General features: G+C 62.9%; 26 protein-coding genes. 14 read left to right on the forward strand and 12 right to left on the reverse strand.

The genetic code is table 11. From position 1 onward, the window contains the following. The first annotated feature begins 508 nt into the window (after positions 1 to 508). Complete coding sequence (locus ACPJXG_RS13885; RefSeq protein ID WP_099401951.1) at positions 509 to 730, forward strand: DUF6434 domain-containing protein; 222 nt, start codon at positions 509 to 511, stop codon at positions 728 to 730. A 66-nt stretch (positions 731 to 796) separates the two neighbouring features. Next, complete coding sequence (locus tag ACPJXG_RS13890; protein ID WP_425254605.1) at positions 797 to 1,219, forward strand: hypothetical protein; 423 nt, start codon at positions 797 to 799, stop codon at positions 1,217 to 1,219. Positions 1,220 to 1,236: 17 nt separating this feature from the next. On the opposite strand, the gene ACPJXG_RS13895 is transcribed toward ACPJXG_RS13890, so the two are convergent. Together ACPJXG_RS13895 and ACPJXG_RS13900 are read right to left on the reverse strand one after the other, a co-directional pair. Then, entirely contained in the window at positions 1,237 to 2,289 is a 1,053-nt protein-coding gene (locus tag ACPJXG_RS13895) for an NAD(P)/FAD-dependent oxidoreductase (protein ID WP_425254606.1), read from the reverse strand. A gap of 22 nt (positions 2,290 to 2,311) precedes the next feature. Further along, positions 2,312 to 2,854, reverse strand: coding sequence for a GNAT family N-acetyltransferase (locus ACPJXG_RS13900; RefSeq protein ID WP_425254607.1), 543 nt, complete (start codon positions 2,852 to 2,854; stop codon positions 2,312 to 2,314). 91 nt (positions 2,855 to 2,945) lie between these two features. On the opposite strand from ACPJXG_RS13900, the gene ACPJXG_RS13905 reads away from it, so the two are divergent. The 7 genes from ACPJXG_RS13905 to ACPJXG_RS13935 all read left to right on the forward strand — a co-directional run bounded on the left by ACPJXG_RS13905 (position 2,946) and on the right by ACPJXG_RS13935 (position 7,240). After that, positions 2,946 to 4,118, forward strand: coding sequence for a citrate synthase (locus ACPJXG_RS13905; RefSeq protein WP_278315890.1), 1,173 nt, complete (start codon positions 2,946 to 2,948; stop codon positions 4,116 to 4,118). Between the two features lie 45 nt (positions 4,119 to 4,163). Next, complete coding sequence (locus tag ACPJXG_RS13910; protein WP_425254608.1) at positions 4,164 to 4,688, forward strand: MarR family winged helix-turn-helix transcriptional regulator; 525 nt, start codon at positions 4,164 to 4,166, stop codon at positions 4,686 to 4,688. Between the two features lie 70 nt (positions 4,689 to 4,758). Beyond that, a complete protein-coding gene (locus tag ACPJXG_RS13915) occupies positions 4,759 to 5,211 on the forward strand; it encodes a PaaI family thioesterase (protein WP_425254609.1) in 453 nt (150 codons plus the stop codon). Positions 5,212 to 5,308: 97 nt separating this feature from the next. Next, complete coding sequence (locus ACPJXG_RS13920; RefSeq protein ID WP_425254610.1) at positions 5,309 to 5,599, forward strand: hypothetical protein; 291 nt, start codon at positions 5,309 to 5,311, stop codon at positions 5,597 to 5,599. A 396-nt stretch (positions 5,600 to 5,995) separates the two neighbouring features. After that, complete coding sequence (locus tag ACPJXG_RS13925; RefSeq protein ID WP_425254611.1) at positions 5,996 to 6,535, forward strand: hypothetical protein; 540 nt, start codon at positions 5,996 to 5,998, stop codon at positions 6,533 to 6,535. Between the two features lie 79 nt (positions 6,536 to 6,614). Then, positions 6,615 to 6,911, forward strand: coding sequence for a T6SS effector amidase Tae4 family protein (locus ACPJXG_RS13930; protein WP_425254612.1), 297 nt, complete (start codon positions 6,615 to 6,617; stop codon positions 6,909 to 6,911). After that, the gene (locus ACPJXG_RS13935) at positions 6,908 to 7,240 is read left to right on the forward strand and encodes a hypothetical protein (RefSeq protein ID WP_219309188.1); all 333 of its coding nucleotides are present in this window, start codon (positions 6,908 to 6,910) and stop codon (positions 7,238 to 7,240) included. The genes ACPJXG_RS13930 and ACPJXG_RS13935 overlap by 4 nt, the downstream gene beginning before the upstream one ends. Before the next feature lie 55 nt (positions 7,241 to 7,295). Here ACPJXG_RS13935 and ACPJXG_RS13940 read toward each other — a convergent pair whose 3' ends face one another. Beyond that, on the reverse strand, positions 7,296 to 8,315 hold the full coding sequence (locus ACPJXG_RS13940) for a tyrosine-type recombinase/integrase (protein ID WP_425254613.1): 1,020 nt from the start codon (positions 8,313 to 8,315) through the stop codon (positions 7,296 to 7,298). A gap of 221 nt (positions 8,316 to 8,536) precedes the next feature. Here ACPJXG_RS13940 and ACPJXG_RS13945 point away from each other — a divergent pair, with 221 nt between their 5' ends. Next, a complete protein-coding gene (locus ACPJXG_RS13945; protein WP_425254614.1) occupies positions 8,537 to 9,589 on the forward strand; it encodes a DNA-binding protein in 1,053 nt (350 codons plus the stop codon). Positions 9,590 to 9,597: 8 nt separating this feature from the next. Here the strand turns inward: ACPJXG_RS13945 and ACPJXG_RS13950 are convergent, their stop codons facing one another. From ACPJXG_RS13950 to ACPJXG_RS13965, 4 genes are read right to left on the reverse strand one after another with little or no spacing between them, the layout of a single operon-like run. After that, entirely contained in the window at positions 9,598 to 10,026 is a 429-nt protein-coding gene (locus ACPJXG_RS13950; RefSeq protein ID WP_425254615.1) for a GNAT family N-acetyltransferase, read from the reverse strand. A 21-nt stretch (positions 10,027 to 10,047) separates the two neighbouring features. Further along, a complete protein-coding gene (locus ACPJXG_RS13955; protein ID WP_425254616.1) occupies positions 10,048 to 10,599 on the reverse strand; it encodes a hypothetical protein in 552 nt (183 codons plus the stop codon). After that, positions 10,596 to 10,781 (reverse strand): hypothetical protein, encoded by a 186-nt coding sequence (locus tag ACPJXG_RS13960; RefSeq protein ID WP_425254617.1) that lies wholly within the window; start codon positions 10,779 to 10,781, stop codon positions 10,596 to 10,598. Before ACPJXG_RS13960 ends, ACPJXG_RS13955 begins: the two co-directional genes overlap by 4 nt. Positions 10,782 to 10,811: 30 nt before the next feature. After that, positions 10,812 to 11,420: a hypothetical protein gene (locus ACPJXG_RS13965; RefSeq protein ID WP_425254618.1), complete on the reverse strand. Its 609-nt coding sequence runs from the start codon at positions 11,418 to 11,420 to the stop codon at positions 10,812 to 10,814. Positions 11,421 to 11,608: 188 nt separating this feature from the next. Here ACPJXG_RS13965 and ACPJXG_RS13970 point away from each other — a divergent pair, with 188 nt between their 5' ends. After that, positions 11,609 to 12,556, forward strand: a complete 948-nt coding sequence (locus tag ACPJXG_RS13970; protein WP_425254619.1) for a VirK/YbjX family protein — start codon at positions 11,609 to 11,611, stop codon at positions 12,554 to 12,556. A 104-nt stretch (positions 12,557 to 12,660) separates the two neighbouring features. Next, positions 12,661 to 14,013, forward strand: a complete 1,353-nt coding sequence (locus tag ACPJXG_RS13975; protein ID WP_425254620.1) for a serine hydrolase — start codon at positions 12,661 to 12,663, stop codon at positions 14,011 to 14,013. A 3-nt stretch (positions 14,014 to 14,016) separates the two neighbouring features. On the opposite strand, the gene ACPJXG_RS13980 is transcribed toward ACPJXG_RS13975, so the two are convergent. The 3 genes from ACPJXG_RS13980 to ACPJXG_RS13990 form a co-directional block, all read right to left on the reverse strand. Further along, a complete protein-coding gene (locus tag ACPJXG_RS13980; RefSeq protein ID WP_425254621.1) occupies positions 14,017 to 14,370 on the reverse strand; it encodes a hypothetical protein in 354 nt (117 codons plus the stop codon). After that, complete coding sequence (locus ACPJXG_RS13985; protein ID WP_425254622.1) at positions 14,367 to 15,950, reverse strand: EAL domain-containing protein; 1,584 nt, start codon at positions 15,948 to 15,950, stop codon at positions 14,367 to 14,369. The genes ACPJXG_RS13980 and ACPJXG_RS13985 overlap by 4 nt, the downstream gene beginning before the upstream one ends. Positions 15,951 to 16,042: 92 nt before the next feature. Next, positions 16,043 to 17,539, reverse strand: a complete 1,497-nt coding sequence (locus ACPJXG_RS13990) for an MFS transporter (protein WP_425254623.1) — start codon at positions 17,537 to 17,539, stop codon at positions 16,043 to 16,045. A 63-nt stretch (positions 17,540 to 17,602) separates the two neighbouring features. Here ACPJXG_RS13990 and ACPJXG_RS13995 point away from each other — a divergent pair, with 63 nt between their 5' ends. After that, positions 17,603 to 18,499, forward strand: a complete 897-nt coding sequence (locus ACPJXG_RS13995; protein WP_425254624.1) for a LysR family transcriptional regulator — start codon at positions 17,603 to 17,605, stop codon at positions 18,497 to 18,499. Here ACPJXG_RS13995 and ACPJXG_RS14000 read toward each other — a convergent pair. Continuing rightward, positions 18,496 to 19,068 (reverse strand): helix-turn-helix domain-containing protein, encoded by a 573-nt coding sequence (locus tag ACPJXG_RS14000; RefSeq protein ID WP_425254625.1) that lies wholly within the window; start codon positions 19,066 to 19,068, stop codon positions 18,496 to 18,498. The two genes, ACPJXG_RS13995 and ACPJXG_RS14000, sit on opposite strands and share 4 nt — an antisense overlap. Before the next feature lie 91 nt (positions 19,069 to 19,159). Between ACPJXG_RS14000 and ACPJXG_RS14005 the strand changes: the two genes are divergently transcribed. Continuing rightward, positions 19,160 to 19,690, forward strand: coding sequence for an N-acetyltransferase family protein (locus tag ACPJXG_RS14005; protein WP_425254626.1), 531 nt, complete (start codon positions 19,160 to 19,162; stop codon positions 19,688 to 19,690). A gap of 7 nt (positions 19,691 to 19,697) precedes the next feature. On the opposite strand, the gene ACPJXG_RS14010 is transcribed toward ACPJXG_RS14005, so the two are convergent. Next, positions 19,698 to 20,882 (reverse strand): low temperature requirement protein A, encoded by a 1,185-nt coding sequence (locus tag ACPJXG_RS14010; RefSeq protein WP_425254750.1) that lies wholly within the window; start codon positions 20,880 to 20,882, stop codon positions 19,698 to 19,700. Positions 20,883 to 20,908: the final 26 nt, after the last annotated feature.

Raw genomic sequence — 20,908 nt, forward strand, 5'->3', positions numbered from 1 at the left:
AATTATAATAATATCCATTACCCTATTCCCGAGGAACGCCACCAGGAGACACATTCATTTTTTTTGCAAGTTCTGCTATTGCTCTGCCTTGTTAAATTTTCTCTTTCTTGATTTGTAAATATAGAAAGAAACAAATGTCAATGAGATTAAAAATATAATTATTCCGTTAAAAATGGAAGGGTTGCGCATTGAGAAATTCAGTAAGCAATAATAAATCCATGCGCATTCACTCAATAGGAAAAATAGCAGGGCAATCGATGTCGCGAAAAAAATTATCGACACAATGATGCTTTTATCAAAATTTTTCATGGATATTCAAGAGTATTTGATGCAACAATCATCACTGCGCAGTCATGTTGCTTATCCTAAAACCAATAAATTCTGCCGCATATAAGATTAGTCCTAAAAATTTCTGGATGGGATGATGCTGGCATACAATGCTGTCTCATCTCACCTCTCTGTCGGCATCCAGCTTGCGCTGTACGTCGGTATTACTAAGGAGCACAGCATGGATTTCGATTGGCACGGCGGCGTCATTACCCGGCAGACCAGCGTCGACGCCCGCTATAAAAACACGCAAAACGTCAGGCGCTTCCTGTTGGATCAGTGCGGCCCCGGATTCAGACTGGACCGTGATCTCATGGCTTGGATACGCGATGGCGCCGCCAAAACCATGGGCGATGTGGCCGATGAGTGGATGCGTCGGCATACTCAAGCCGGCGATGCATAAATAAATATTGATAAGTACTGAAAGCTTTACATGATTCACTCAACCGTCGTAAGCAGCTGGTTCGCCATGGCAAAAGACGATGCCGTGGAAATTGATCCCGACGACATCAACCACGAAGCCCGAACCAATATGTGGAGCTTTTCGCCCACGGACGAGGAAACGCCGCAGATCCATGCGGCGGATATCGTCGAATTCATCAGAGAGTTGATCGCGGCGCGCAGCAGCGCGCTCACTGGCGAAGACATGCTGTTCTATTGCTGGCACGATGCGCAATGCCGGCAGTTGCGCTACAGCCTGGTGTCGCGCTCGCATGGGCGGCTGCCGTTTCGCTGCGAACTGCGCGAAACGCAGGATCTGGCGCTGATCGCCGAGCGCGTGGTGAACGGGGACTGGCGCAACGAACACTATATGCAGTCACCATCGGAGAATGACGATGAGCAGGAGGCAGCGCCATTCGTCCTGCCCGTGTTCGTGGTGCCTGTGCCGTAGGAATCAGCGACAAATAATCAAGCCAGGAAACGCGCGGGCCGGCAAGCTTTCAAGGCTGATCCTGGCTCGCCAGTGACGATTTCCTCGCTGGCAAGCTGGCCCACGATGGCGGCCAGCACGACGCCTGGATGCATGGCGCACACGTACGCGCCTTCGACCTGGGGCAAATGGCCGACGATGGGCACGCCATCGGCCGGCATGGGACGCAGGCCGATGCCGACGAATTCTGGCGCGATGGCCTCGGCTCCTTCCAGTTCATTGCGGATCGCGCTGGCCGTGCGCTGCGCCATGGCGGCGGGCTGGTTTTCCGGCGCGTCGTCGAGGTAATCTTCCGCCGCCAGCATGGTGCCGTCCTCGGCTTGCCGCACTTCCATTGCATGGCTGGAAATAATGCTGTGCACCAGGCCGGGCGGCGCCTGGTAGCGCATGAAAATGGCGGGCGAGGCGTGGATGGGCAGGCTGGCGCCCAGCATCTGCGCCAGCGCAGCAGTGCCCGTGCCTGCCGCCAGCACGACCACGTCCGCGTTCATGAGGCCAGCGACCGTTTTCACGCCCGTCACCCGCGCGTCCTGGACCACAAAACCCAGTACGGGCGTATGCGTGCGAACCGTCGCGCCCAACGCCCTGGCCGCTGCCAGCAAGGCGTGTGTGGCGGCAACGGCGTCGAGCGCGCCCTGTTCCGGCTCAAAGATCGCCTGCTCCGGCGGCTGCCGCAGACGCGGTTCAAGCTCAGTGATGCGCGCGCGGTCTATCAATAGGGATTCGGGCGACACCCGCCCATCCTGCGTGCCATACGACAAGGCGCCATGCCAGCGCACGCTCAAGCCGGGCACTTGCGTTTCCAGCCGGCGCCAGGCCGCGATGGCGCCACCGCGCAGGGCCGCAATGGGGTCGGGACCGGCGCAGGACGTGTTAATCCACGCAAACGACGTACCCGTCACGCCGCAAGCGATGCCGCCCGCCTCGACCACGGTGACTTTTTCACCCTTGCTGGCCAGGTGGTACGCGAGCGACGCGCCGACGATGCCGGCGCCGATGACGATAATGTGCTGGGGCTTTTCGTGATTCATATCTGTCAATTTTGTTTATTTATCACAGGGCATAGTCTACCCCAGCCGCCCGCAAATCCAGCGCATAGGCATGGCCATCGACAACCTTGCCTGCCACGATGGCAATATCGGGCACGGCCGTTCCCTGCACGAAACCGCAGCGTTCCAGCACGCGGATCGAGGCCGCATTGCCGTCGATAGCGTAGGCGCACAGACTGGCCAGCCGCCACTCGTCTTGTGCCAGGGCGATCAGGTGGTACAGCGCGGCCGTGGCCAGGCCCTTGCCCGCCTGCTGCTCGCCGATGCGGTAGCCGACTTCGGCCGTTTGCGCCTGCCCGTCAATGTCCTTGAGGTTGGCGCGGCCGATCAATTGTCCCTGTTCGTCGACGATGACGCAGGGGTGCATGCGCCCCTGTGCGTGCTCGTTCAGGAATTGCGCGACGTGGGCCTGGATGCCCTCGATGCTGTAAAAAGCATCGGGACGCCGGTCGATATGGCGCTCGAACCAAGTCCGGTTGGCGTGCTCGAAGGCCAGCAGCGGCGCGGCGTCGTCCGGGCGCAGGGTGCGAATGGTGTGTGTACTCATGGAGACTCCTGCAAAGGCATGAGTCTAGTGACGCGCTGCCCGGCCCGTCAATCTTGATTCTACGAATCAATATACAGATACAATCGCCGCCATGAAAAACGACTTATCCGCCCTTGACGCGGCGCGCCTCCTCGGCGTCAGCCTGCCCACCCTGTATTCCTACGTGAGCCGGGGCTTGCTGGCTTCCGTCAGCAAGGGAGATTCGCGCCGCAAGCGCTATCCGCAGGAAGAGGTATTGCGCCTGGCGGCTCGCAAAAATGACGCCAAGCGCGGCGGCCAGACGGCCGTGGCCGCCATGCACTGGGGCTTGCCCGTGCTCGAGACGCGGATTTCCCACATTCTCGATGGCCGGCTGCTGTACCGGGGCTGCGATGCGACGGCGCTGGCCGAGTCCGCGACGCTGGAGACGGCCGCCGGCCTGCTGTGGGACGACAACGCGACAGACTATTTCCAGCAAGATGCGCCGGCCCTGCCTTCAGGACTGGCCTGCGCATCAGATGCGACGCCGCTGGCGCGCGCCATGCTGGCCATGGCCATGCTGACGCCAGCGGACATGCCGCACGCGCTGGAGTCCGGTCCCGCCTTGATGCGCCTGCTGGCCGCCGCCCTGCTGCAGACGGCGCCATCCACCCTGCCGCTGCACCAGCAGTTGGCGCTGGCGTGGCAGGCGGACCCGGACCAGACTGAATTGCTGCGCGCCGCCCTCGTGCTGCTGGCCGACCATGAATTGAACGCGTCCACCTTTGCCGTGCGCTGCGTCGCCTCGACGGGCGCCAGCCTGCCGGCCGCACTGGGGGCAGGATTGGCGGCCTTGTCCGGTGACAAGCACGGCGGTGGCAGCGCGGCGGCCAGGTGCATGTTGACGCAGGCGCTGGCCGCGCCGGACGCCAGGGATAGCATCGACGCCTTTTACAAGACCGTCGCGCCGGAATTCGCCGGCTTTGGCCACCCGCTGTATCCGCTGGGCGACCCGCGCGCCGCGTATCTGCTGGACCGCTTGTCGGCGCTGTCGCAAGCGTATCCGCAGTTGCGCGCCATCCTGTCCGTCTGCGCCACGGCGGGCGAACTGCTCGATGCGCGTCCGAACGCCGATCTGGCGCTGGCGGCCATGGAGCTGGCGTTTGGCTGGCCCGCGGGCGCAGCATTGAGCGTGTTTGCGCTGGCCCGTTCGACCGGCTGGATCGCGCACGCGGCCGAGCAAGCCGCCAGCGCGGCGCTGATACGGCCACGCGCACGCTACATCGGACGCCACCAGCGCGACTAGCAATTGGCGCTTGATTTATTACGCATACGTAGTAGTATACTTCGCATGCGTACTAATAATTCTCCTACTTCAGACGTCCCCGATGCCGCCTTCTGCCCGTTGGGCGAGCGTTCGCCGCGCCTGTTCAATCTGCTTAACCTGGCGCGGCAGAATCTGTTTCGTTCGGCCGACGCCGTCTTTACCAGTGAACTGGGATTTTCCGGTACGCAAGTCGTCGCCCTGTTCGCCTTGAAGGGCGAGGAAGGCTGCCAACTGAAGGATCTGGGGCGGGCGCTGCAACTGAAAAACTCGGCCGTCACAGGCTTGGTCGCGCGCATGGAGGAAAACGGCCTGATCGTGCGCGGCCAGTCCGCGCTCGATGCGCGCGCCGGCACGCTGCACATGTCGCCCAGGGGGGGCGAGGTGCTGGCCGCCGCCCTGCCCCTGCTCGACAGCCTGAATGAACAACTGAAAGCGGGTTTCAGCGAGGAAGAGCTGGCCGTCGTCGCCCGCTTCCTGCTGCACGCCTCGCGCCTGCGTTTTGCGCAAGATCAAGCCAACCCACAGACAAAAGCTGGGGTCAGACCCTGAGGGTCTGACCCCGGTCATTGCCGTTGGGTTAAGCATTTTCATCCCCCCTTTTCTAACCCAAGGAGTTACCATGCACCCGAACGACATGACCGGCTTGCAACTGATGCAAGCTTTCGCCCAAGGCCTGTTTCCCCGGCCCGGCATTTCCAAGACCATGCCCATGGATGCGCATACGGTCGAGCATGGCCGTGTCATCTTCACGGCGACGGCGAATGAAACGCACACCAATCCCATGGGCGGCGTGCATGGCGGATTCGCCGCCACCGTGCTCGACACGGTCACGGGCTGCGCCACGCACACGGTCTTGCCGGCCGGCGAAAGCTACGGCACGACGGACCTGAACATCAAGATGTGCCGTCCCCTGCCCTTCAACGTGACGGTCTACGCCGAAGGCAAAGTCATCAATGCGGGACGCAACCTGGTCATTTCCGAAGGTACGATCCGCGACGAAGCCGGTAAAGTGTACGCGCATGCGACGGCCACCTGCATGATCATCCGCCCGCGGGAACAGGTGGCCGCATGATACGGCCCGGCAGCATCGCGGAAGCCTGGCGCGTGCTGCAGGCTTGCCATGGGAGCAACAACGCCATACACTGAGCCATTCTGCCCGAGGTCAAACGATGGTTAAAAAGATTGCTGTCCTCGGCTTACTGGTTGGCATCGCCTTCGATATGCTGCCTCATGCGTTTGAGGTCGTTGCCAAGACCAATATTTGCCGCGAATCATGCTCCAACTTGCTGAAAATCGTGTCGATCGTCATCTACGCGACCTTGCCCATAGCCTGGGGCACGCTCCTGGGGATAGTGATTGGAAAGCATCACGCAACGCGGATAGTGTGTATCAGCGCGCTATTCTCGCTGTTTATCATGGCAGTCTTGACCTGGTTTCTCTACAAGCAGCAACATCCCTGATTTTCAAGCGCAATGCTTTTTTTGGCGCGGCCTCAGTCCGCCGGTTTCTTCTTCGCCTTCAATAAACTGCCGGCCGCATCCTTCTCGAAGCGGCCCTGAAAGGATGTGCGCTGCGGCCAGTCCCTAGGCTGTAAGCTGGGAATGCGGACGAGGATGGCTTTTTGTAGCGCTGGCTGGGCGGTGTGCTTCCCGCGCACCGCAAGACGGGGTTGGCGCAGCGTCTGCTGCCTCAAAATGCCTCACAAAGCTGCATGCATATCTCTTGCTTGCCAAAGAGGCAATGATGCCATAAACTCAACCATGCTAGATCCTTGAGTCGACAGCATGAGATGCTACACCGCAGGCGCCCATGCTAACTCGTCGTTTTGCAATGTCTAACAGGTTGGGCCTAAAAATATGAAACTACCCGTTCAGCTTGAAAAACTGCATCAAGTCGCTGATGCTGCCGCAATTAAGTTTGAAACTTCCGCCGATATGGTCTTCGAGCCTTGTGGCCTTATCCTGGAAATGCCTAAAATAGAAGAGCAATACTGGTGCACCCCTACCAACGTCGTTCCCTTTGCAAGCACAGGCGGGGACGGTGTCCATTACAGTTATCTGAAAGATTTTGTATCCACTAACGGAACTTTGCCGATCATAATGACTCTGCCATCCGCAGACGAAAACAACGTAGTGATCGCCGAGTCCTTTGAGGAATTCTTTAATTTGGGCTACTACGTCGGTTGGTACTCGCTCGAGCAGCTGGTATATCAAGAGGAGCAGGCAATCGACTACTTTATAAAACCCGATGAGGAACACCGGGATTATGCAGAGTCTCGCCTGGAATACCTGCGGGAGGCTTTGCAGATGCGTCCTGTTCCGCCGCAGATGGCGCGGCTCGCCAAGCTGCGCGAGCAATATTTCGATCTTTTGCTCATACCGGAATTGCCGGAATAAACCCAGTCACCCATTCAACCGGACGCCCTCAGCCCGCCGCCTTCTTCTTCGCCTTCAATAAACTACAGCCTTTTGCGGCTTGCCAAATAAGCCCGAGGACGTCACCGGCAAGGAATGGGAATCCAAGGTCAAGGCGCGCACCGCTATCATCATGTTTCATGCTGACTGGACTCGCGATGGGGAAGTACCCGACAGCGCAAGCGGAGGCTATATTGATTTTTGGAATGGCAAGCGAATGACGGTCTCTGGCGCTGAAGGTTTCATCGCGGTGGTGGGCAGAAGAATTGGCGTATCAAGTGCTCATATTCCCGGCACCTCGATTGGCTACTCGGACTTGAGCAACGCGAGCGTCATCCTGTTTTGGGAGGTCAAGTGAAACGTATCGGCTTATCAGTAGGGTTTCTTATTGCTGGACTGCTAACAAGCTGGGCTGCAACGGTCGCTGGCAGTCACCTGCCGTTCTGGTTTCATGTCAAGCTGTTGCGCCACGACTCCAGCGCTTGCTACGAAATAGGGCCGTGTTCGGTATCCTGGTGGGTCACTGCCGCGCTTGTCGCCTATCTTCTTGGCCCATCGTTCATTTTTATGGTGACGGGATGGCTTAGCGCAAAGCCCGGCGTGACCACATCTAAAAAACTGAGCAGACTCTTGCTGCTGGCAGTCTTTACGTTTGTACTGTATTTGCTCGGGTATGTCATCAGTTGAATGTGGGATAACAGTCGGTCAACCGGCGCTCCGCTGCAAGGTGTCGTCGGGCGCCTCAGCCCGCCGCCTTCTTCTTCGCCTTCAACAAACTCCCGGCCGCATTTTCCTCGAAGCGTCCTGCCTCTTCTATATAGCCGTGCACGGTGCCGTCGTGGCGCCAGCCGCCCTGGCGCTTGATGGCCTGGAAATCGGCGCCGGCCCGGTGCGCGCTGGTGGCCATGCCGCGGCGCAGGCTGTGGCTCGATAGTTCCGGCACGTAATCGAGCTCCGCCAGTCTGGCGCAGCCCTCCAGTATCGTGTTGATGCTGCTCGCGTGCAATCCCTTCGCGCCCACGTGCCCCCACTGGTTCACTGTGCGCAATAGCGGCCCCGTGCGGATGTGCGCGGCGGCCAGCCAGGCGCGCAAGGCCGTGGCAGGACAGCAGACGCCGTCACCGAACGGAATCGCCTTGACGATGCCCTCCCCCAGTTGATCCGTTTTCGAGCGGGGCAAGGTGATGACCATGCCCTGCGGCTCCCAGCTCACGTCTTCCAGCATCAACCCCACCAGTTCGCTGCGGCGAAAACCGCCAAAAAATCCCAGCTGCAGCAAGGCGCTGTCGCGCAAGGCCTTGACTTTGCCCAGCGCGGCCAGTCTGGACACGATCGTTTCCAGGTCCTCCAGCGGCAGAGCCTTGGCCTTTTTCTTTGGCTTGCCGTGCAGGCGGGCGATGCCGGCCAGGGTTTTGCGCACGGTGGGCGTGGACGCGGGGTCGGCAAAGCCCTGGTACGTATGCCATTGCGACAGGGCCGTCAGACGCAGGGCCAGGGTGCGGGCGTTCAGGCTGTCCGCATACGCCATCAGGTAACGGATGACGGTGGACTCGTCGGCGGGCAGCGCCCCGCCCCAGGACTGGAAGTGGCGGATGGCGGAACGGTAGGTGCGGCGCGTGTTGTCCGAGGTGGCGGCGGCGAGAAACGCCTGGTGGCGCGCGGCCAACTCGGCATCGATCAGGGCGCCGTGTAATGGCGCGCTGGCGATGGCGGTGTTTTTGGCCACGGCGGCACGGCGTTTCGAGAGGGGTAAATCAGGCATGGCGGCGGCGAAATCGCGGTTTTGTACTGGGAGACACACAGAATAGCATGCCAAACACCCCCATAACACGCGATAAGCAATCTTATCGTGTGTTATATTTTTCAAAAAGACGCGAAATTTCTATCGTAATATTATGCGATATTACGTATCATGTAATACGTTACTAAATTTCGTTCATAGGTGGTTTCATGGCCCGCACCGGCATTCTGTACTCTGATGTTATGAAAGCAGCCCAAATCGTCGCCGCCGATGGGCGCAATCCCACGGTCGACAGCGTGCGCGAGGCGCTGGGCAGCACGGGCAGCAAGAGCACCATCGCGCCCCTGCTGAAACGCTGGAAGGAAGAATTCCAGGGTGCGGGCGCCGTCAAAACGGAGGCAGGCTTGCCGGCCGAGCTGATGGAAGCGATGCGCGGCGTCTATGAAAAGCAGCAGCGCGACGTGGCGCAGCAGCTGGAAACGGGCATGCAGCAGAATCGCGCTGAACTCGACGCGGCACTGGACAAGCTGAAGAAGACGGAAATGGAACGATTGAAACTGACGGAGGCGCGCGCCGCCCTCACCCAGGAATTGCGCGCCACGCAGCACGCACTGGCGCAACTGAAGGAAGAACACCATTTTCGCGCCGTCACCCTGGCCACCTTGCACAGCGATAACGCGGGCCTGACGCAGCGCCTGGCCGACCGGGGCGAGGACATCGCCGCCCTGAACCGCCAGTTGGCGCAGGTGCGTTCGCAGTTCGACCATTATCAGGAAGCAGCCGCCACCCAGCGCAGCGAGGAACGGGCCCAGGCACAGCAGCGGGAAAGCAGGCTGGAGCAGGAAAACGCCCAGCTGCAGCAGCGTTTGCAGGGCCAGCAAGCCACCCTGGTGCAGCAAGACATGCGGCTGGCGCAGCTGCAGGCCGACCACGCGCACCTTGCTGACGAAGCGGCCGCCGACCGCGCAGTGCTGGCCACCGTGCGTCCCGAGCGCGACCAGTTCGAATTTCAATACCTGCAGGCGGCCGCGTCGGCCGACGCCCTGCTGGCCAAGCTCGATACGGCCCTGCTGGCGCTGAACGACGCCAAGGTGGCGCTGGCCGCGCAAGACCGCCAGCTCGACATGCTGGCGGAAAATGGGCAACTATCGCAGCAGAAAATGGAAGCATGGGCGCAGGAGCGCGACGGCTTGTTGCGCGACAATGCCGGCATGGCGGCGCGCCTGGCGCTGCACGACAGCGCGGCATCGACGCCCGCTACGATAAGCTCGAGGACGCCCTCAAGGCAGCCCTGACGCACTCTTTACCGTCGGTAGCGCACCCGTACCCACGCGCCCATGGCGTCCACGCCGCTGTCCGCCGCGTCTTCGATCCAGCCCGCGCGCGCATAAAAGCGCCGCGCACCCGTATTGGCCAGCTGCGTCTTGAGGCTCAGATGGGGCCCGAAACGGGCGACGACGGCCGCCAGCAGGTGTGCGCCGATGCCCTGGCCGCTGTGCGCCGGGTGCACGTACAAATGGTGCAGGAAGTACTCCGGCGCGTCGCCCGTGTACACGGCGGCAAAGCCGGTGACGCTGCCATCGGATTCGGCAACGAGAATGGCTTCGCCCTGCGTCGCCGCCGTGAAAACGGCGCTGCCGGCGACCGGGCCGAAGGCGTCGCGCCCGGCCAGGGCCAGGATGGCGGTGCAGGACTGCGTGTCCCCGCTGGCGTAAGGTCGAATCAGGCACATGGCTGGCGCGTTATCCATTTCTTACAGGCGGCGGTTCAGCACGCTGTCGACAGCATGGGTTTTCAGCTCCACCTGGAGCGCGCCGTCTTGCAGCCAGTAGCCGTCGGCTCCCTGTTGCAGCGCCTCCATGTCGAGCGTGCCCAGGCTTGGCGCGATGGCGCCGGCGAGCAAGGCCGCAGCGTCATCCCATTCCCCATAAAACAGTTTCAGATACCAGCCATCGTCGTGGGCAAAGGCGAGAAAGCGGCTGCGCAAGGCGGGCAGCGGCGCGAGCGCGCCATGGTGGCCGAGCATCGCGGCCACGTGCGCATCATCGGAAGCGGGCGGCGCACCCTGCCAATCGGCCCAGGCATGGCTGCCCCAGGCATGGATATCTTCATGCGCCAGGGCTGGCAGTTGCTGCCGCATCAAGGTCTGCCAGGCGGCAGGCTTTTTGATTGTCCCGGCACTGCCCCTGCGCAGCACGATGCCATCCGCCTTGCCGAGGGCAGCAATACAATCCTTGAATTCGATGCCGGAAGCGACCAGCATGTGCTCGGCCGGGTCATGCCAGATATACAGATAATGTCTCAAGTAGTGGTCCGTTTTGGTGTTGGCGACGTGTTCAGGGCCACGGCGGCGCGTATCAGCGTGCGCACGCTGGCCAGGGTTTTGCCGCGCCAGTGCGCCAGCGAGGCGGCTTTCGCATCGAGCTGGCTGGCGGCGGTGGCGGTGTTTGCCGCCGTATCGTCGGGCGGCGTGCGCGGTTCTTTCATGGCTGGCATCTCTTTCACTGCGCGCACGCCTTACTGCGCTGGGTTGGCCATGCAGGGAACCAGCGCGGCAAGGAACTGGTCGCGCAAAGCCTGGTACTGCGCATCCGTCGCGAATTCCCGCTTGTCTGCCGGCTGATTGAGCAGGTAGGCGGTGGCGACCGTCCCGCTGGCGGCATGCAGCAAGGTGTATAAACTAATCACGCCGGACGATTGCGTGATATACGGGTTATTCAATCCTAGCACTTCCACGCCCTGGCGCGTGTCCGTTTCCAGCGGCACCAGCTGTGGCGGCTTGCTGTTGGCGGACATCTGCTGCATTTGCGCCAGGATCGTGTCACGGTCGGCGGCAAACTTGCCTTCAGCGCTGCGTTCGATCTTCAGGTTCACGAAGGGCAAGCTGCTCTTGTGGAACAGCATCAGCCGATAGCCGTCGGCCACCGATATATGCCCCTCTCCCGTTGCCAGCTTGACGCTGCGCGTCGTCACGTGGGCGGGCAGGCGGTCCTGCTGCCTGAACTGAAACTCGCTGCGATTGATGCATTGGGCCAAGGGCCCCAGGGGATCGGCCGTGCGGTCTTGCGCGTGGGCGGCCAGTGCGGCAAGCAGCATGGGAATGACAAGCAAGTGGCGGTGGTTCATGAAAGGCATCAGTCATCGGGTTGGCGAGCAGGGAGAATAAGCGCCAGTATTACTAAAAGGCAAATGTTTAGTTGTCATCCTCTAAATATGGATGGAACAGCGTCTTAATATGAAATTCACCCGGCCCACGTAGCATTCAGATTGGCAAGGCTCTCATTGTGCAGCGCCTGCCATTTTCCGGCTGAACCATGACTGACATCGCTTTATCCCTGCGCCACGGCGCCGTCCTACCCCACCGTGCCAGCGGACACCGGCTGAAAGCGGCGCTGGGCGCCCTCTTCTTTCCCCGCCAGCGCACGCGCTGGCAAGCCTTCCTGGGCAGCATGCCAGGCCTGAATTCGCTGGCGCAGCTGCATCCTTGTTTGCGCTTCAAGATCTACCGCCCGTACGCCTCGCGCCAACTCGGTTGCACGGACCGCCTGGCCTTGCTGGAAGGGCATTACCGTTTCCTGTGGCAAGCGGGCGCGCGCACCTTGGTCGAGCGGGCCGCGCGCCAAGCGGTGGTGCTGGCCGCGTTTGACGGCAAGGATGGGGCGCTGTACCGCTTGCAGCTGACGGCCATCCACGACAGCTACCGCGAAGGCGAACTGTGCCTGCGCCTGACGCGCGATGGCCAGCCATTTTACCTGGCCAGTTTTTTATTCCTGCCGCGCGCCGATGGCGTCTCGCTGCAGCTGGGCGCGCTGCAAGGCTTGCGCTCGGAAGCGGGCAAGCTGGCCGTCAAGGAAGCCACGCGGGCGCTGCACGGTTGCCGCCCGAAAAACCTGATGGTGACGGCCTTGCGCGATTTCGGCGATTTTTTTGCCTGCAATAACCTGTTCTTGATCAGCAATGACAACCGCATCGCCCTGAATGCGCGGCGCCGGCGCCATATCGCCGCCGATTACGACCATGTGTGGCAGGAATTGCACGCCTTGCGCATGCGCGACGGCAATTATCACTTGCCCTGCGCGGCTTACCGGGCGCCGGAGCTGGCCGCCGTGCCGTCGAAGAAACGCGCCGATGCGCGCCGGCGCGGCGAATTGCTGCAATGCATGTCCGCCGACATGCGCGCGCAGCTGGCGGGTTTGCTGGACGCACCCATGGCTGAAAAATGCGCAAGCGCAAGCCTTGGCATACTGACAAAAATGCCATAAACCTCAGGAAGCCTTCATGTTGGGGCCGTATCCTGCACCGGGCATGCCAGCCACCTTCTGCAAGGGCCGGCGCGCATTCGATCCACCCTGGACAAGGTTTCCCCATGACACCCACTTTCGCCCTCCTCCCCCTTTGCCTCGCTGGCACCGCTGCACTGGCCGCCCCCGTGCTGGACGACGTCGTTCGCCAGCGCGCGGAAGAACTGACGCGCACGGGCATGCACGCAAGCATCGTCATCGCCGTGATCGACGGCAAGGACAGCGCCGTCTACGGCTTTGGCAGCGTACACGCCGGCAAGCACATCAAACCGGGCGCCGACACCGTCTACCAGATCGGTTCCGTCACCAAGACCATGACGGCCTTGCTGCTGGCCGACGCCGTCGCCGAAAACAAGGTCAGACTCGACGAGCCGGTGGCCACTTTATTGCCAGGCTATACCTTGCCCGCCTTCGATGGCAAGAAGATCAGCCTGCTCGACCTGGCCACGCATTATTCCTCGCTGCCGCGCCTGCCCGACAACTTCGCGCCCAAGGATACGGCCAACCCGTATGCCGATTACACGGAAGCGAAACAGCGGCAGTTTCTCGCCGCCTACCGCCTGCCGCATGCGCCAGGCACGGCATTTGACTACTCGAACATCGGTTACGCTGTGCTGGGCACGGCTCTGGCCGCACAAGCTGGTACCAGCTATGAAGCGCTGCTGCAAAAGCGCATCGCCGTGCCGCTGGGCATGCGTTCCACCTCGAACCAGCCCACGCATGGCATGCTGGCGCGCCTGGCGCCCGGCCATTTGCTGTCGGGCGAGCCGACACCGGCCTGGGATTTGAACGTGGTGGCGCCGGCCGGCGGCGTGTATTCGAGCGCGCGCGACATGATCGCCTACCTGCAAGCGTATATGTTCAAGCCGCTGCGCCCGTATGCGCTGGCCATCCTGCCGCAGCGCCCGCTGGCGGCCGACGGCGACACGAAAATCGGCCTGTCCTGGCTGCTGGAGCAGAAACAGGGCCACAGCTACGCCTGGCACAGCGGCCAGACGGGCGGCTACGCCAGTTATGCGGCGTTCACAACGGACGGCAAGCGGGGCGTGATGGTGCTGACGAACACGGCGCGCGACGTCGACGCCCTGGGCCTGTCCACCCTGCTGCCCGGCACACCGCTCCCGCCGCTGAAGAAGCCGCAAGCGGCCATCGCGCTGCCGCGCGCCGCGCTGGCCGAGTACGTGGGCGAGTATCCATTGGACAAGGATTTCACGTTGACGGTGACCTTGGGCAAGAATGGCCTGGAAGCGGCCGGCACGGGCATGGGATCGGCGCCCTTGTTTGCCAGCGCGAAAGACCAATTCTTTTTCCGCGCCATCGATGCGGACCTGGCGTTTACGCGCGATGCCGCGGGCAAGATCGCCAGTGCCGTGCTCAAGCAAGGCGGGCAGGACGTCATCCTGCCGCGCAAGCCGTAAAAATCACGCTGCCGGGTCTTGCATGAATTGCTCGACCCGGGCGACAAATTCCCCCTTGCTGCGCGTGCGAAACTCGCCCAGGAAGGCGTCGCTGCCCTGGACGATCTTGCCGTGGCGGTCATATGCCACCTTGCCCATCTCCAGCACGAATTCGCCCTGCGGATCGTCTTCCGGCTCGAAATGCGAGTTGAAGCAGTAACCGGAGTCGCGGCAGCTGCCCCACAGCAGCAATGCGCTGCTGAACCATTCCATCGTATCGGGGCCAGGCTCCACTTCAAACAGGGTGTTGACGGTGATGTGCCAGCCGCCCGGTACGCGCAGCGGCTGCAAGGGATAGGGAAAGCGTGGCTGTTTCATGTGGACGATGGCGCGCGGCGCGCCCGGTAAAAGGTGAGGAATTCCGCGGCCGGCAGCGCTTTCGCGAACAGCCATCCCTGGCCGAATTCGACCTTGCGCTCCAGCAGATAATCCGCTTGCTGCTGCGTTTCGATGCCTTCGGCCACGATCAGCATGTTCAAGGTGCGGGCCATGGCGATGATGTGCGGCGTGACGCTGCTGGTGGCCGCGTCCGTGCCGATGGTGTCGACGAACGATTTGTCGATTTTCAGGGCGTCGAGCGGCAGGTTTTGCAGGCTCGACAGGCTGGAATAACCGGTGCCGAAGTCGTCGATGGCCACGGCATGGCCGCGCGCCCTGGCCTTTTCGATGGTGGCGCGGGCCGCTTCCACGTTGATGAAGCCCCGCTCCGTCGCTTCCAGCCAGATCTGCTGCGCCTCGATGCCCGTGCCGGCCAAGGCCCGTTCCAGCACGTCGAGCACCCGGCCCGTTTCGATGTCGCTGGCGCACAGGTTGATGGCGATGTGCAGCTCGCGGTCGGCCAGCAGCGCGGCGCGCATGTCGGCAATGACGCAATCAATGACCTGGTCCGTGATCGGCAGTATCAGTTCGGCATCCTCGGCCACGGGGATGAACAGGTCGGGGCGTATCATGCTGCCGTCGGGGCGGCGCCAGCGTATCAGCGCCTCGGCGCCCACGCACACGCCCGTGTCGAGCGCGATGATGGGCTGATAGTGGACAAAGAATTCACGCCGCTCGACCGCCGTTTCCAGCTCGCCGCGCAGCGACAGCCGGCGGCGCGACAGCCACACGACGATGCCGACGATGAAGGCGGCCATCAACAGGCCCAGCGGCAAGAGCAGCAGCTGTTCGCGGCGCAGCCTCTCGCTGAGCTTGCTGCGCGGCTCGATCATGACGGCCGTCAAGCCATCGCGGTACAGCATCGCATGGATGCTGTCCTCGTGCGCCAGTTCGCCCTTCGCCCCCGTGCCCGTCGCTCCTTTGCTGGCGAGCAATGCCTGCACCAGTGCCGGGTCCGGATGGTGCAAGGTGTCGAGCACGCCGCCCTTGCCGATGGCCACGGCCATCTGGATGTCGTTGTCGACGATGACGTCGGAAAAACGCACGGGATCGATCAGCACCTTATGGGCGCGGTAAGACAGCCCCACCATGCGCTTGCCGCCGCTGACGACGGGGCGCAGGTTGAAATCGAGGCCCATGCCATTGTCCAGCTTGAAGTCGGCGGGCGTGATGGCGATGCGCTCGTCCTCGATGCCATTCGACGTGCATTTGAGCAAGCCGTTTTCCACATAACCGATATCGTCGATGCTGCGCGTGGTGATGGTGATGCGGCGCAATTGCTGGACATGGGCTTCCGAACACGGCGCCAGGTCCAGCGCATCGGCGCTGCGCAGCGCCATGCTGGCCGAGGCGATCGAACGGTGGGCGCGCTCGAGCGCGTAGCCGGCCAGCAGGCGCAGGCGCTCCTGCTCGCCCTGCTCGGCGCGCACGGACGACAGATAGAAGGCCAGGCTCAAGGGAGCGGCCACGCCGATGACTGCCACCAGCACACTGGTAATGATGATCCGTTTTCTGCGCATGTGATTACCTGCGGTAGTTATATGATTGCCATGTATTGCTCGATGGCATCATATTACAAGCAGAGGCCGCGCACGCGGAACTTACTGAACAGTTACACTTTTTCCTGCGGCCGCGCCAGCACGAAGACCAGCGCCGCCACCACGGCCGCCAGTCCGCCCGCCAGGTAGAGCACGCTGGCAAAGCCCTCGATAAAAGCGTGGCGCGCCGCTTCCTGCGCCACGGCCTGCATCGCGGGCGGCAACTGGCCGAAGGCCTCGGCCGCGTTGCCGGCGACGATGCGGCCGATCATTTCAGGCGACGCCTTCAAGCCGTGCAGCCACGCCAGCTCGTTGAACGAAGCGGCCGTGCGCATGGCCAGCACGGCGCCCAGCGCGCCCACGGCCAGGACGATGCCGACAAAGCGCGTCGTCGTGCTGATGCCGGAACCCATGCCCGTGCGTTCGCGCGGGATGCAGGCAAGGATGGCCTTCTGGGTCGTGCCATTGAGCAATCCGGCCCCCGCGCCGGTGACCACCATGCCCACTGCCACCCAGCCGTACTGCAGGCTGGCGGCGGCCAGGGCCGTAGCCACGTTGCCCAAGGCGACGATCAGCAAGCCCGTCACCAGAATGCCGCGGTCGTCCAAATGGCGCATGGCGCGCGGCGCCAGACGCGACAGCGCCACCATGGCGACGGCAAACGGCAGCATGGCGCAGCCGGCCAGCACGGCGGAAAAGCCGAAGGCGTTCTGCAAATACAGGGGCAAAAAGGTCATCATCACTTGCGCGGCGATCGCGTAGCCGAACATGCCCAGCACGGCGCCGACGAAGACGCGCCGGCCAAACAGCGACAAATCGACCATGGGCGCGCGCTGGCGCCGTTCCACGACGATGAACACGGCCAGCAGCGCCGCGCCCGCGGCAAAGCGCAGCACGGTGGCGCGGCTGGACCAGCCCGCCACGCTGGCGTCGATCAAGCCCCAGATGATGGCGAACAGGCCGGCGGAGAATAATGCCGCGCCGAGCGGGTCGAAACTGGCGTTGGAGGCATCCTTCGACTCGTCCACGTGTTTGCTTACCAACCACATCAGGATGGCGACGACGGGCAGGTTCAGATAGAAAATCCAGCGCCAGTTGATGGCGCTCGTGATCAGGCCGCCCAGCAGGGGCGCCACCGTCATGGCCACGCCCATGGCCGCGCCCCAGACGGACCAGGCGCGCGCCCGCTCCTTTTCCGCATGGAAGGTGTGGCCGATGACGGCCAGCGCGGATGTGAGCAGCAGCGCGGCGCCGAGTCCCTTGACGGCGCGCGCCACGTTGAGCACGAACGGCGTCCACGCCAGGCCGCACAGCAAAGAGGCCAGCGCGAACACGGCCAGGCCGAACAGCATGACCCTGCGCCGTCCCAGGCGGTCGGCGATGCTGCCGGCGGGCAGCAAAAATGAGGCGAACGCCAGCATGTAGGCGCTGACCACCCATTCCACATCGACAAAGCTGGCGTTCAGCGAGCGGGCAATCGACGGCAGCGAGACGGCCACGACGTTGGTGTCGAGCATGATCAGCGCGCAGACGCCCGAGCACGTATATAAGGTCCAGTTGGTATTCTTCATGCCTGTATTTTAAGCAGGCTTGCATTACTTCCTGTTATAAGACAGCCGCCTTATAATTCACTGATGGTGAATACAGATAAAGACATGGAACTGCGGCATTTCCGCTGCGTGCTGGCCGTGGCGCACAGCCTGCACTTCGCGCGCGCGGCCGCGGAGCTGGGCATCTCTCCGCCCGCGCTGACCAAGCAGGTGCAGGAAACGGAGCAGTTGCTGGGCACGCGGCTGTTTCAGCGCAGCAAGCGCGCCGTGTCCCTGACGGCCGCCGGGGAACTGTTCGTCATCGAAGCTGCGCGCGCGCTGGGGCAGCTGGCGCAGGCGCAGGAAGTGGCGCGGCGGGCCGGACGGGGCGAACTGGGACGGCTGGAAATCGGCTACGTGGCGTCGGCTGCCTACTCAGGCGTGCTGCAAGGCCAGTTTGCACGCTTTCGCGCCAGCCACCCCGGCATCCACATCGGCGCGCGCGAAACCGCGATGGATACCCTGCCCGCCTTGCTGGACCAGGGCCGGGTCGACCTGGCCTTCGTGCGCCCGCCGCTGCACTTGCCGGACGGCTTGGACAGCGTGGTCTTGCTGCGCGACCGTTTCGTGCTGGCCGTGCAGGCGGACAGCCCGGTGGCTTTGTTTGATGTGGCGGCGCCGGCCGCGCTGGCGCAGCAGGCGTTCATCGTGCCGGAACAGGAATTGGGAACGCTGGAGGTGAGCCGGCGCGGCGGCTTTGCGGCGCAGGTGGTATCGCGCCCGGGCAGCCTGGTGGCCGTGCTGACGGAAGTGTCGCTGGGCGTCGGTTGCGCCATCGTGCCCCATTCCGTGATGGCCAGCGTGCAATTGCCTGGCGTGTGCTTTCGCGAACTGGCAGGGCCGCAGATCAGCTCGGAGATCGCCGTGGCCTTCCGCCGCCACGAACAGGCGCCCGCCGCGCGCGCCTTCATTGCCCAGCTGCGCGCGGCGGCACTGGCTTAATCTCGGTTCTTCAATACCGCCACGGCGTAGGTGCAGGCGGTGGCCGTTTCATTGCGGAACACGCAGTCGGCGGGCGGCCCCAGCTCCAGGCAGTCGCCCTCGTCCAGTACGTGGCGGGTCTCCCCTTCAATGAAGACGAGGCTGCCGCTGAGCGACCAGATGAGTTGTCGCCGCGACACATAGGCGGCGGCCGGCATGGCCACCACGGCGCCGGGCGGCAAGGTAATATGCACGAGGTCGAGCGGCATGTCGGACGCGGGCGACACGTGCCGCCGCACATAGCCGCTCTGCGGGTCGACCCACACGGGCTGCTCAAGCTTGCGCAGCAAGCGCCCGGCGCGCATCTCGGCGCGCGCGATCAGTTCGGACATGCTCAGGTCGAAGGCGCCCGACAGCCGCGCCAGCAAGGTGGCCGTGGGGCTGCAATCGCCCCGCTCCACCTTGTGCACCATCGCACGCGACACGCCCGAGCGGGCCGCCAGGTCCGTCAGCGACCAGCCCAGGTTTTCCCGCTCGAGGCGCACCCTGGCGCCGATGCGCTGATTCAATTCGTCTGGTTTAGTGGACATGTATCGGCTTCCATTCGGATTTTATTGGACAAGGCGTGAGCGGCAATCTATGATTTGTCCATTATAGTAGACGCCTTGCGAGGAAATCAACATGCAGATACGCGATGCCCATGCGGGCGACATCGAAGCCATACTGGACATCTACAACGATGCCGTCAGCCATACCCTGGCCATCTGGAATGAACGGACGGTCGATGCGGCCAACCGCGCCGCCTGGCTGGCCGACCGTCAGCGGGCCGGCTATCCGGTGCTGGTCGCCATCGATGCGCAAGGAACTGTCGCTGGCTACGCCTCGTTCGGCGACTGGCGCCCGTTCGAAGGCTTCCGGCATACGGTCGAGCATTCCGTGTACGTGCGCGCCGATAGTCGCGGCGCCGGCGTCGGCAAGGCCTTGATGACGGAATTGATCGCGCGGGCGTGCGGCCTGGGCAAGCACGTGATGGTGGCGGGCATCGAGGCGGGCAATGCCGGCTCGATCGCCCTGCATAAGCAGCTGGGCTTTGAGGAAGTGGGATTGATGCGCCAGGTGGGCACCAAGTTCGGCGCCTGGCTGGACCTGGCGTTTTTGCAACTGCAGCTCGACACGCGCAGCGATCCGGACGGCATCACGCCGCCCGGCTAAGCAAGCATCAGGGATCAATCTCCGGTGGCGGACGGCGCAGCGCCATATGTTCCCACACGGCCACCAGGACCAGCACGCAGCTGGTGATGCAGGCCAGGGTCAGGGGCGCATACAGCCGTCCATACGCCATCGGGATCAGCGCCAGGATGATCAAAATGCCCAGCAGATGCGACAGCGGCGGCGTGGAACGGTCGCTGCTGACCCATTTGAACAGCGCATTGCCCAGCAGATACAGGATCGGGCCGCCCAGCAAGGCGCTGATGCCGGCAAAACTCGCCTCATCAGGATGCACGAGGGCCAGTTCATCGGCCACGGCGCTGACGATCACGCCGCCGACGATCAACACGTGGATATACGTGTAGGCCTTGCGGGCGATGCGGCCCGGGTCCTTCGAGTGGGCGATGCGGTGGTGGCCCGCCTCGGCGCCCGTATCAAAGTATATCCACCACATGGCGATGCTGCCGACCAGGGCCGACAAAAAGCCCAGCCAGTTGGCGGCCGTCCATTCCAGGCCCGCGAAGGTGGCGCCCGTCACGAGCAACGATTCGCCGAGGGCGATGATGACGAACAGGCCGCAGCGCTCGGCCATGTGGCTGCCGTCGACGTCCCAGTCGGCCGTCGTCGAGCGGCCCAGGCCAGGCAGGCCGAACTGCATCCAGGGGCCGGCCAGGTCGATCGCCAGTGCCAGCATCCACCAGAAGATGCGCTGCTCGGGCGATGCAACGCCGCCCGCGATCCAGAAGATGCCGGACAGCACGGCCCACAGGGCGATGCGCTGGAAATTGCGGCGGCGCGACAGCGTTTCATGGCGCACGGCCCACCAGGCAAACAGGGGCCGGCCCACCTGCATGGCCACGTAGGCGCCGGCAAAAGCCAGGCCACGCGTGCCGAACGCTTCGGGGATCGATGCCGACATGATCAGGCCGCCCAGCATCAGCGCGAACAGGCTGATGCGCACGGGAATGCGTTCGGGGTCGAGCCAGTTGGTGATCCAAGACGTGAAAATCCATACCCACCAGACGGCCATCAGCAGCAAACCCGTCTGCAGCCAGCCCATGGCGCTCAGGTGCGCCAGCAAGCCGTGCGACAGTTGTGTGACGGCAAACACGAACACCAGATCGAAGAACAGCTCGATCATGCCCACCTTGCCGCTGTCTTGCCCGCCGCGCGTGCGCAACAGCGATTTTGTCAATTCCATAGCTACTCTTTCATTCAAGC

The sequence above is a fragment of the Janthinobacterium sp. NFX145 genome (assembly GCF_049810325.1).
Lineage (GTDB): Bacteria > Pseudomonadota > Gammaproteobacteria > Burkholderiales > Burkholderiaceae_D > Janthinobacterium > Janthinobacterium rivuli.

Bases quoted from the DNA above. Each gene is read 5' to 3' on its own strand.
- ACPJXG_RS13885 (WP_099401951.1), top strand. From the start codon at position 509: ATGGATTTCGATTGGCACGGCGGCGTCATTACCCGGCAGACCAGCGTC.
- ACPJXG_RS13890 (WP_425254605.1), top strand. From the start codon at position 797: ATGGCAAAAGACGATGCCGTGGAAATTGATCCCGACGACATCAACCAC.
- ACPJXG_RS13895 (WP_425254606.1), bottom strand. From the start codon at position 2,289: ATGAATCACGAAAAGCCCCAGCACATTATCGTCATCGGCGCCGGCATC.
- ACPJXG_RS13900 (WP_425254607.1), bottom strand. From the start codon at position 2,854: ATGAGTACACACACCATTCGCACCCTGCGCCCGGACGACGCCGCGCCG.
- ACPJXG_RS13905 (WP_278315890.1), top strand. From the start codon at position 2,946: ATGAAAAACGACTTATCCGCCCTTGACGCGGCGCGCCTCCTCGGCGTC.
- ACPJXG_RS13910 (WP_425254608.1), top strand. From the start codon at position 4,164: ATGCGTACTAATAATTCTCCTACTTCAGACGTCCCCGATGCCGCCTTC.
- ACPJXG_RS13915 (WP_425254609.1), top strand. From the start codon at position 4,759: ATGCACCCGAACGACATGACCGGCTTGCAACTGATGCAAGCTTTCGCC.
- ACPJXG_RS13920 (WP_425254610.1), top strand. From the start codon at position 5,309: ATGGTTAAAAAGATTGCTGTCCTCGGCTTACTGGTTGGCATCGCCTTC.
- ACPJXG_RS13925 (WP_425254611.1), top strand. From the start codon at position 5,996: ATGAAACTACCCGTTCAGCTTGAAAAACTGCATCAAGTCGCTGATGCT.
- ACPJXG_RS13940 (WP_425254613.1), bottom strand. From the start codon at position 8,315: ATGCCTGATTTACCCCTCTCGAAACGCCGTGCCGCCGTGGCCAAAAAC.
- ACPJXG_RS13945 (WP_425254614.1), top strand. From the start codon at position 8,537: ATGAAAGCAGCCCAAATCGTCGCCGCCGATGGGCGCAATCCCACGGTC.
- ACPJXG_RS13950 (WP_425254615.1), bottom strand. From the start codon at position 10,026: ATGTGCCTGATTCGACCTTACGCCAGCGGGGACACGCAGTCCTGCACC.
- ACPJXG_RS13960 (WP_425254617.1), bottom strand. From the start codon at position 10,781: ATGAAAGAACCGCGCACGCCGCCCGACGATACGGCGGCAAACACCGCC.
- ACPJXG_RS13965 (WP_425254618.1), bottom strand. From the start codon at position 11,420: ATGAACCACCGCCACTTGCTTGTCATTCCCATGCTGCTTGCCGCACTG.
- ACPJXG_RS13970 (WP_425254619.1), top strand. From the start codon at position 11,609: ATGACTGACATCGCTTTATCCCTGCGCCACGGCGCCGTCCTACCCCAC.
- ACPJXG_RS13975 (WP_425254620.1), top strand. From the start codon at position 12,661: ATGACACCCACTTTCGCCCTCCTCCCCCTTTGCCTCGCTGGCACCGCT.
- ACPJXG_RS13980 (WP_425254621.1), bottom strand. From the start codon at position 14,370: ATGAAACAGCCACGCTTTCCCTATCCCTTGCAGCCGCTGCGCGTACCG.
- ACPJXG_RS13985 (WP_425254622.1), bottom strand. From the start codon at position 15,950: ATGCGCAGAAAACGGATCATCATTACCAGTGTGCTGGTGGCAGTCATC.
- ACPJXG_RS13990 (WP_425254623.1), bottom strand. From the start codon at position 17,539: ATGAAGAATACCAACTGGACCTTATATACGTGCTCGGGCGTCTGCGCG.
- ACPJXG_RS13995 (WP_425254624.1), top strand. From the start codon at position 17,603: ATGGTGAATACAGATAAAGACATGGAACTGCGGCATTTCCGCTGCGTG.
- ACPJXG_RS14000 (WP_425254625.1), bottom strand. From the start codon at position 19,068: ATGTCCACTAAACCAGACGAATTGAATCAGCGCATCGGCGCCAGGGTG.
- ACPJXG_RS14005 (WP_425254626.1), top strand. From the start codon at position 19,160: ATGCAGATACGCGATGCCCATGCGGGCGACATCGAAGCCATACTGGAC.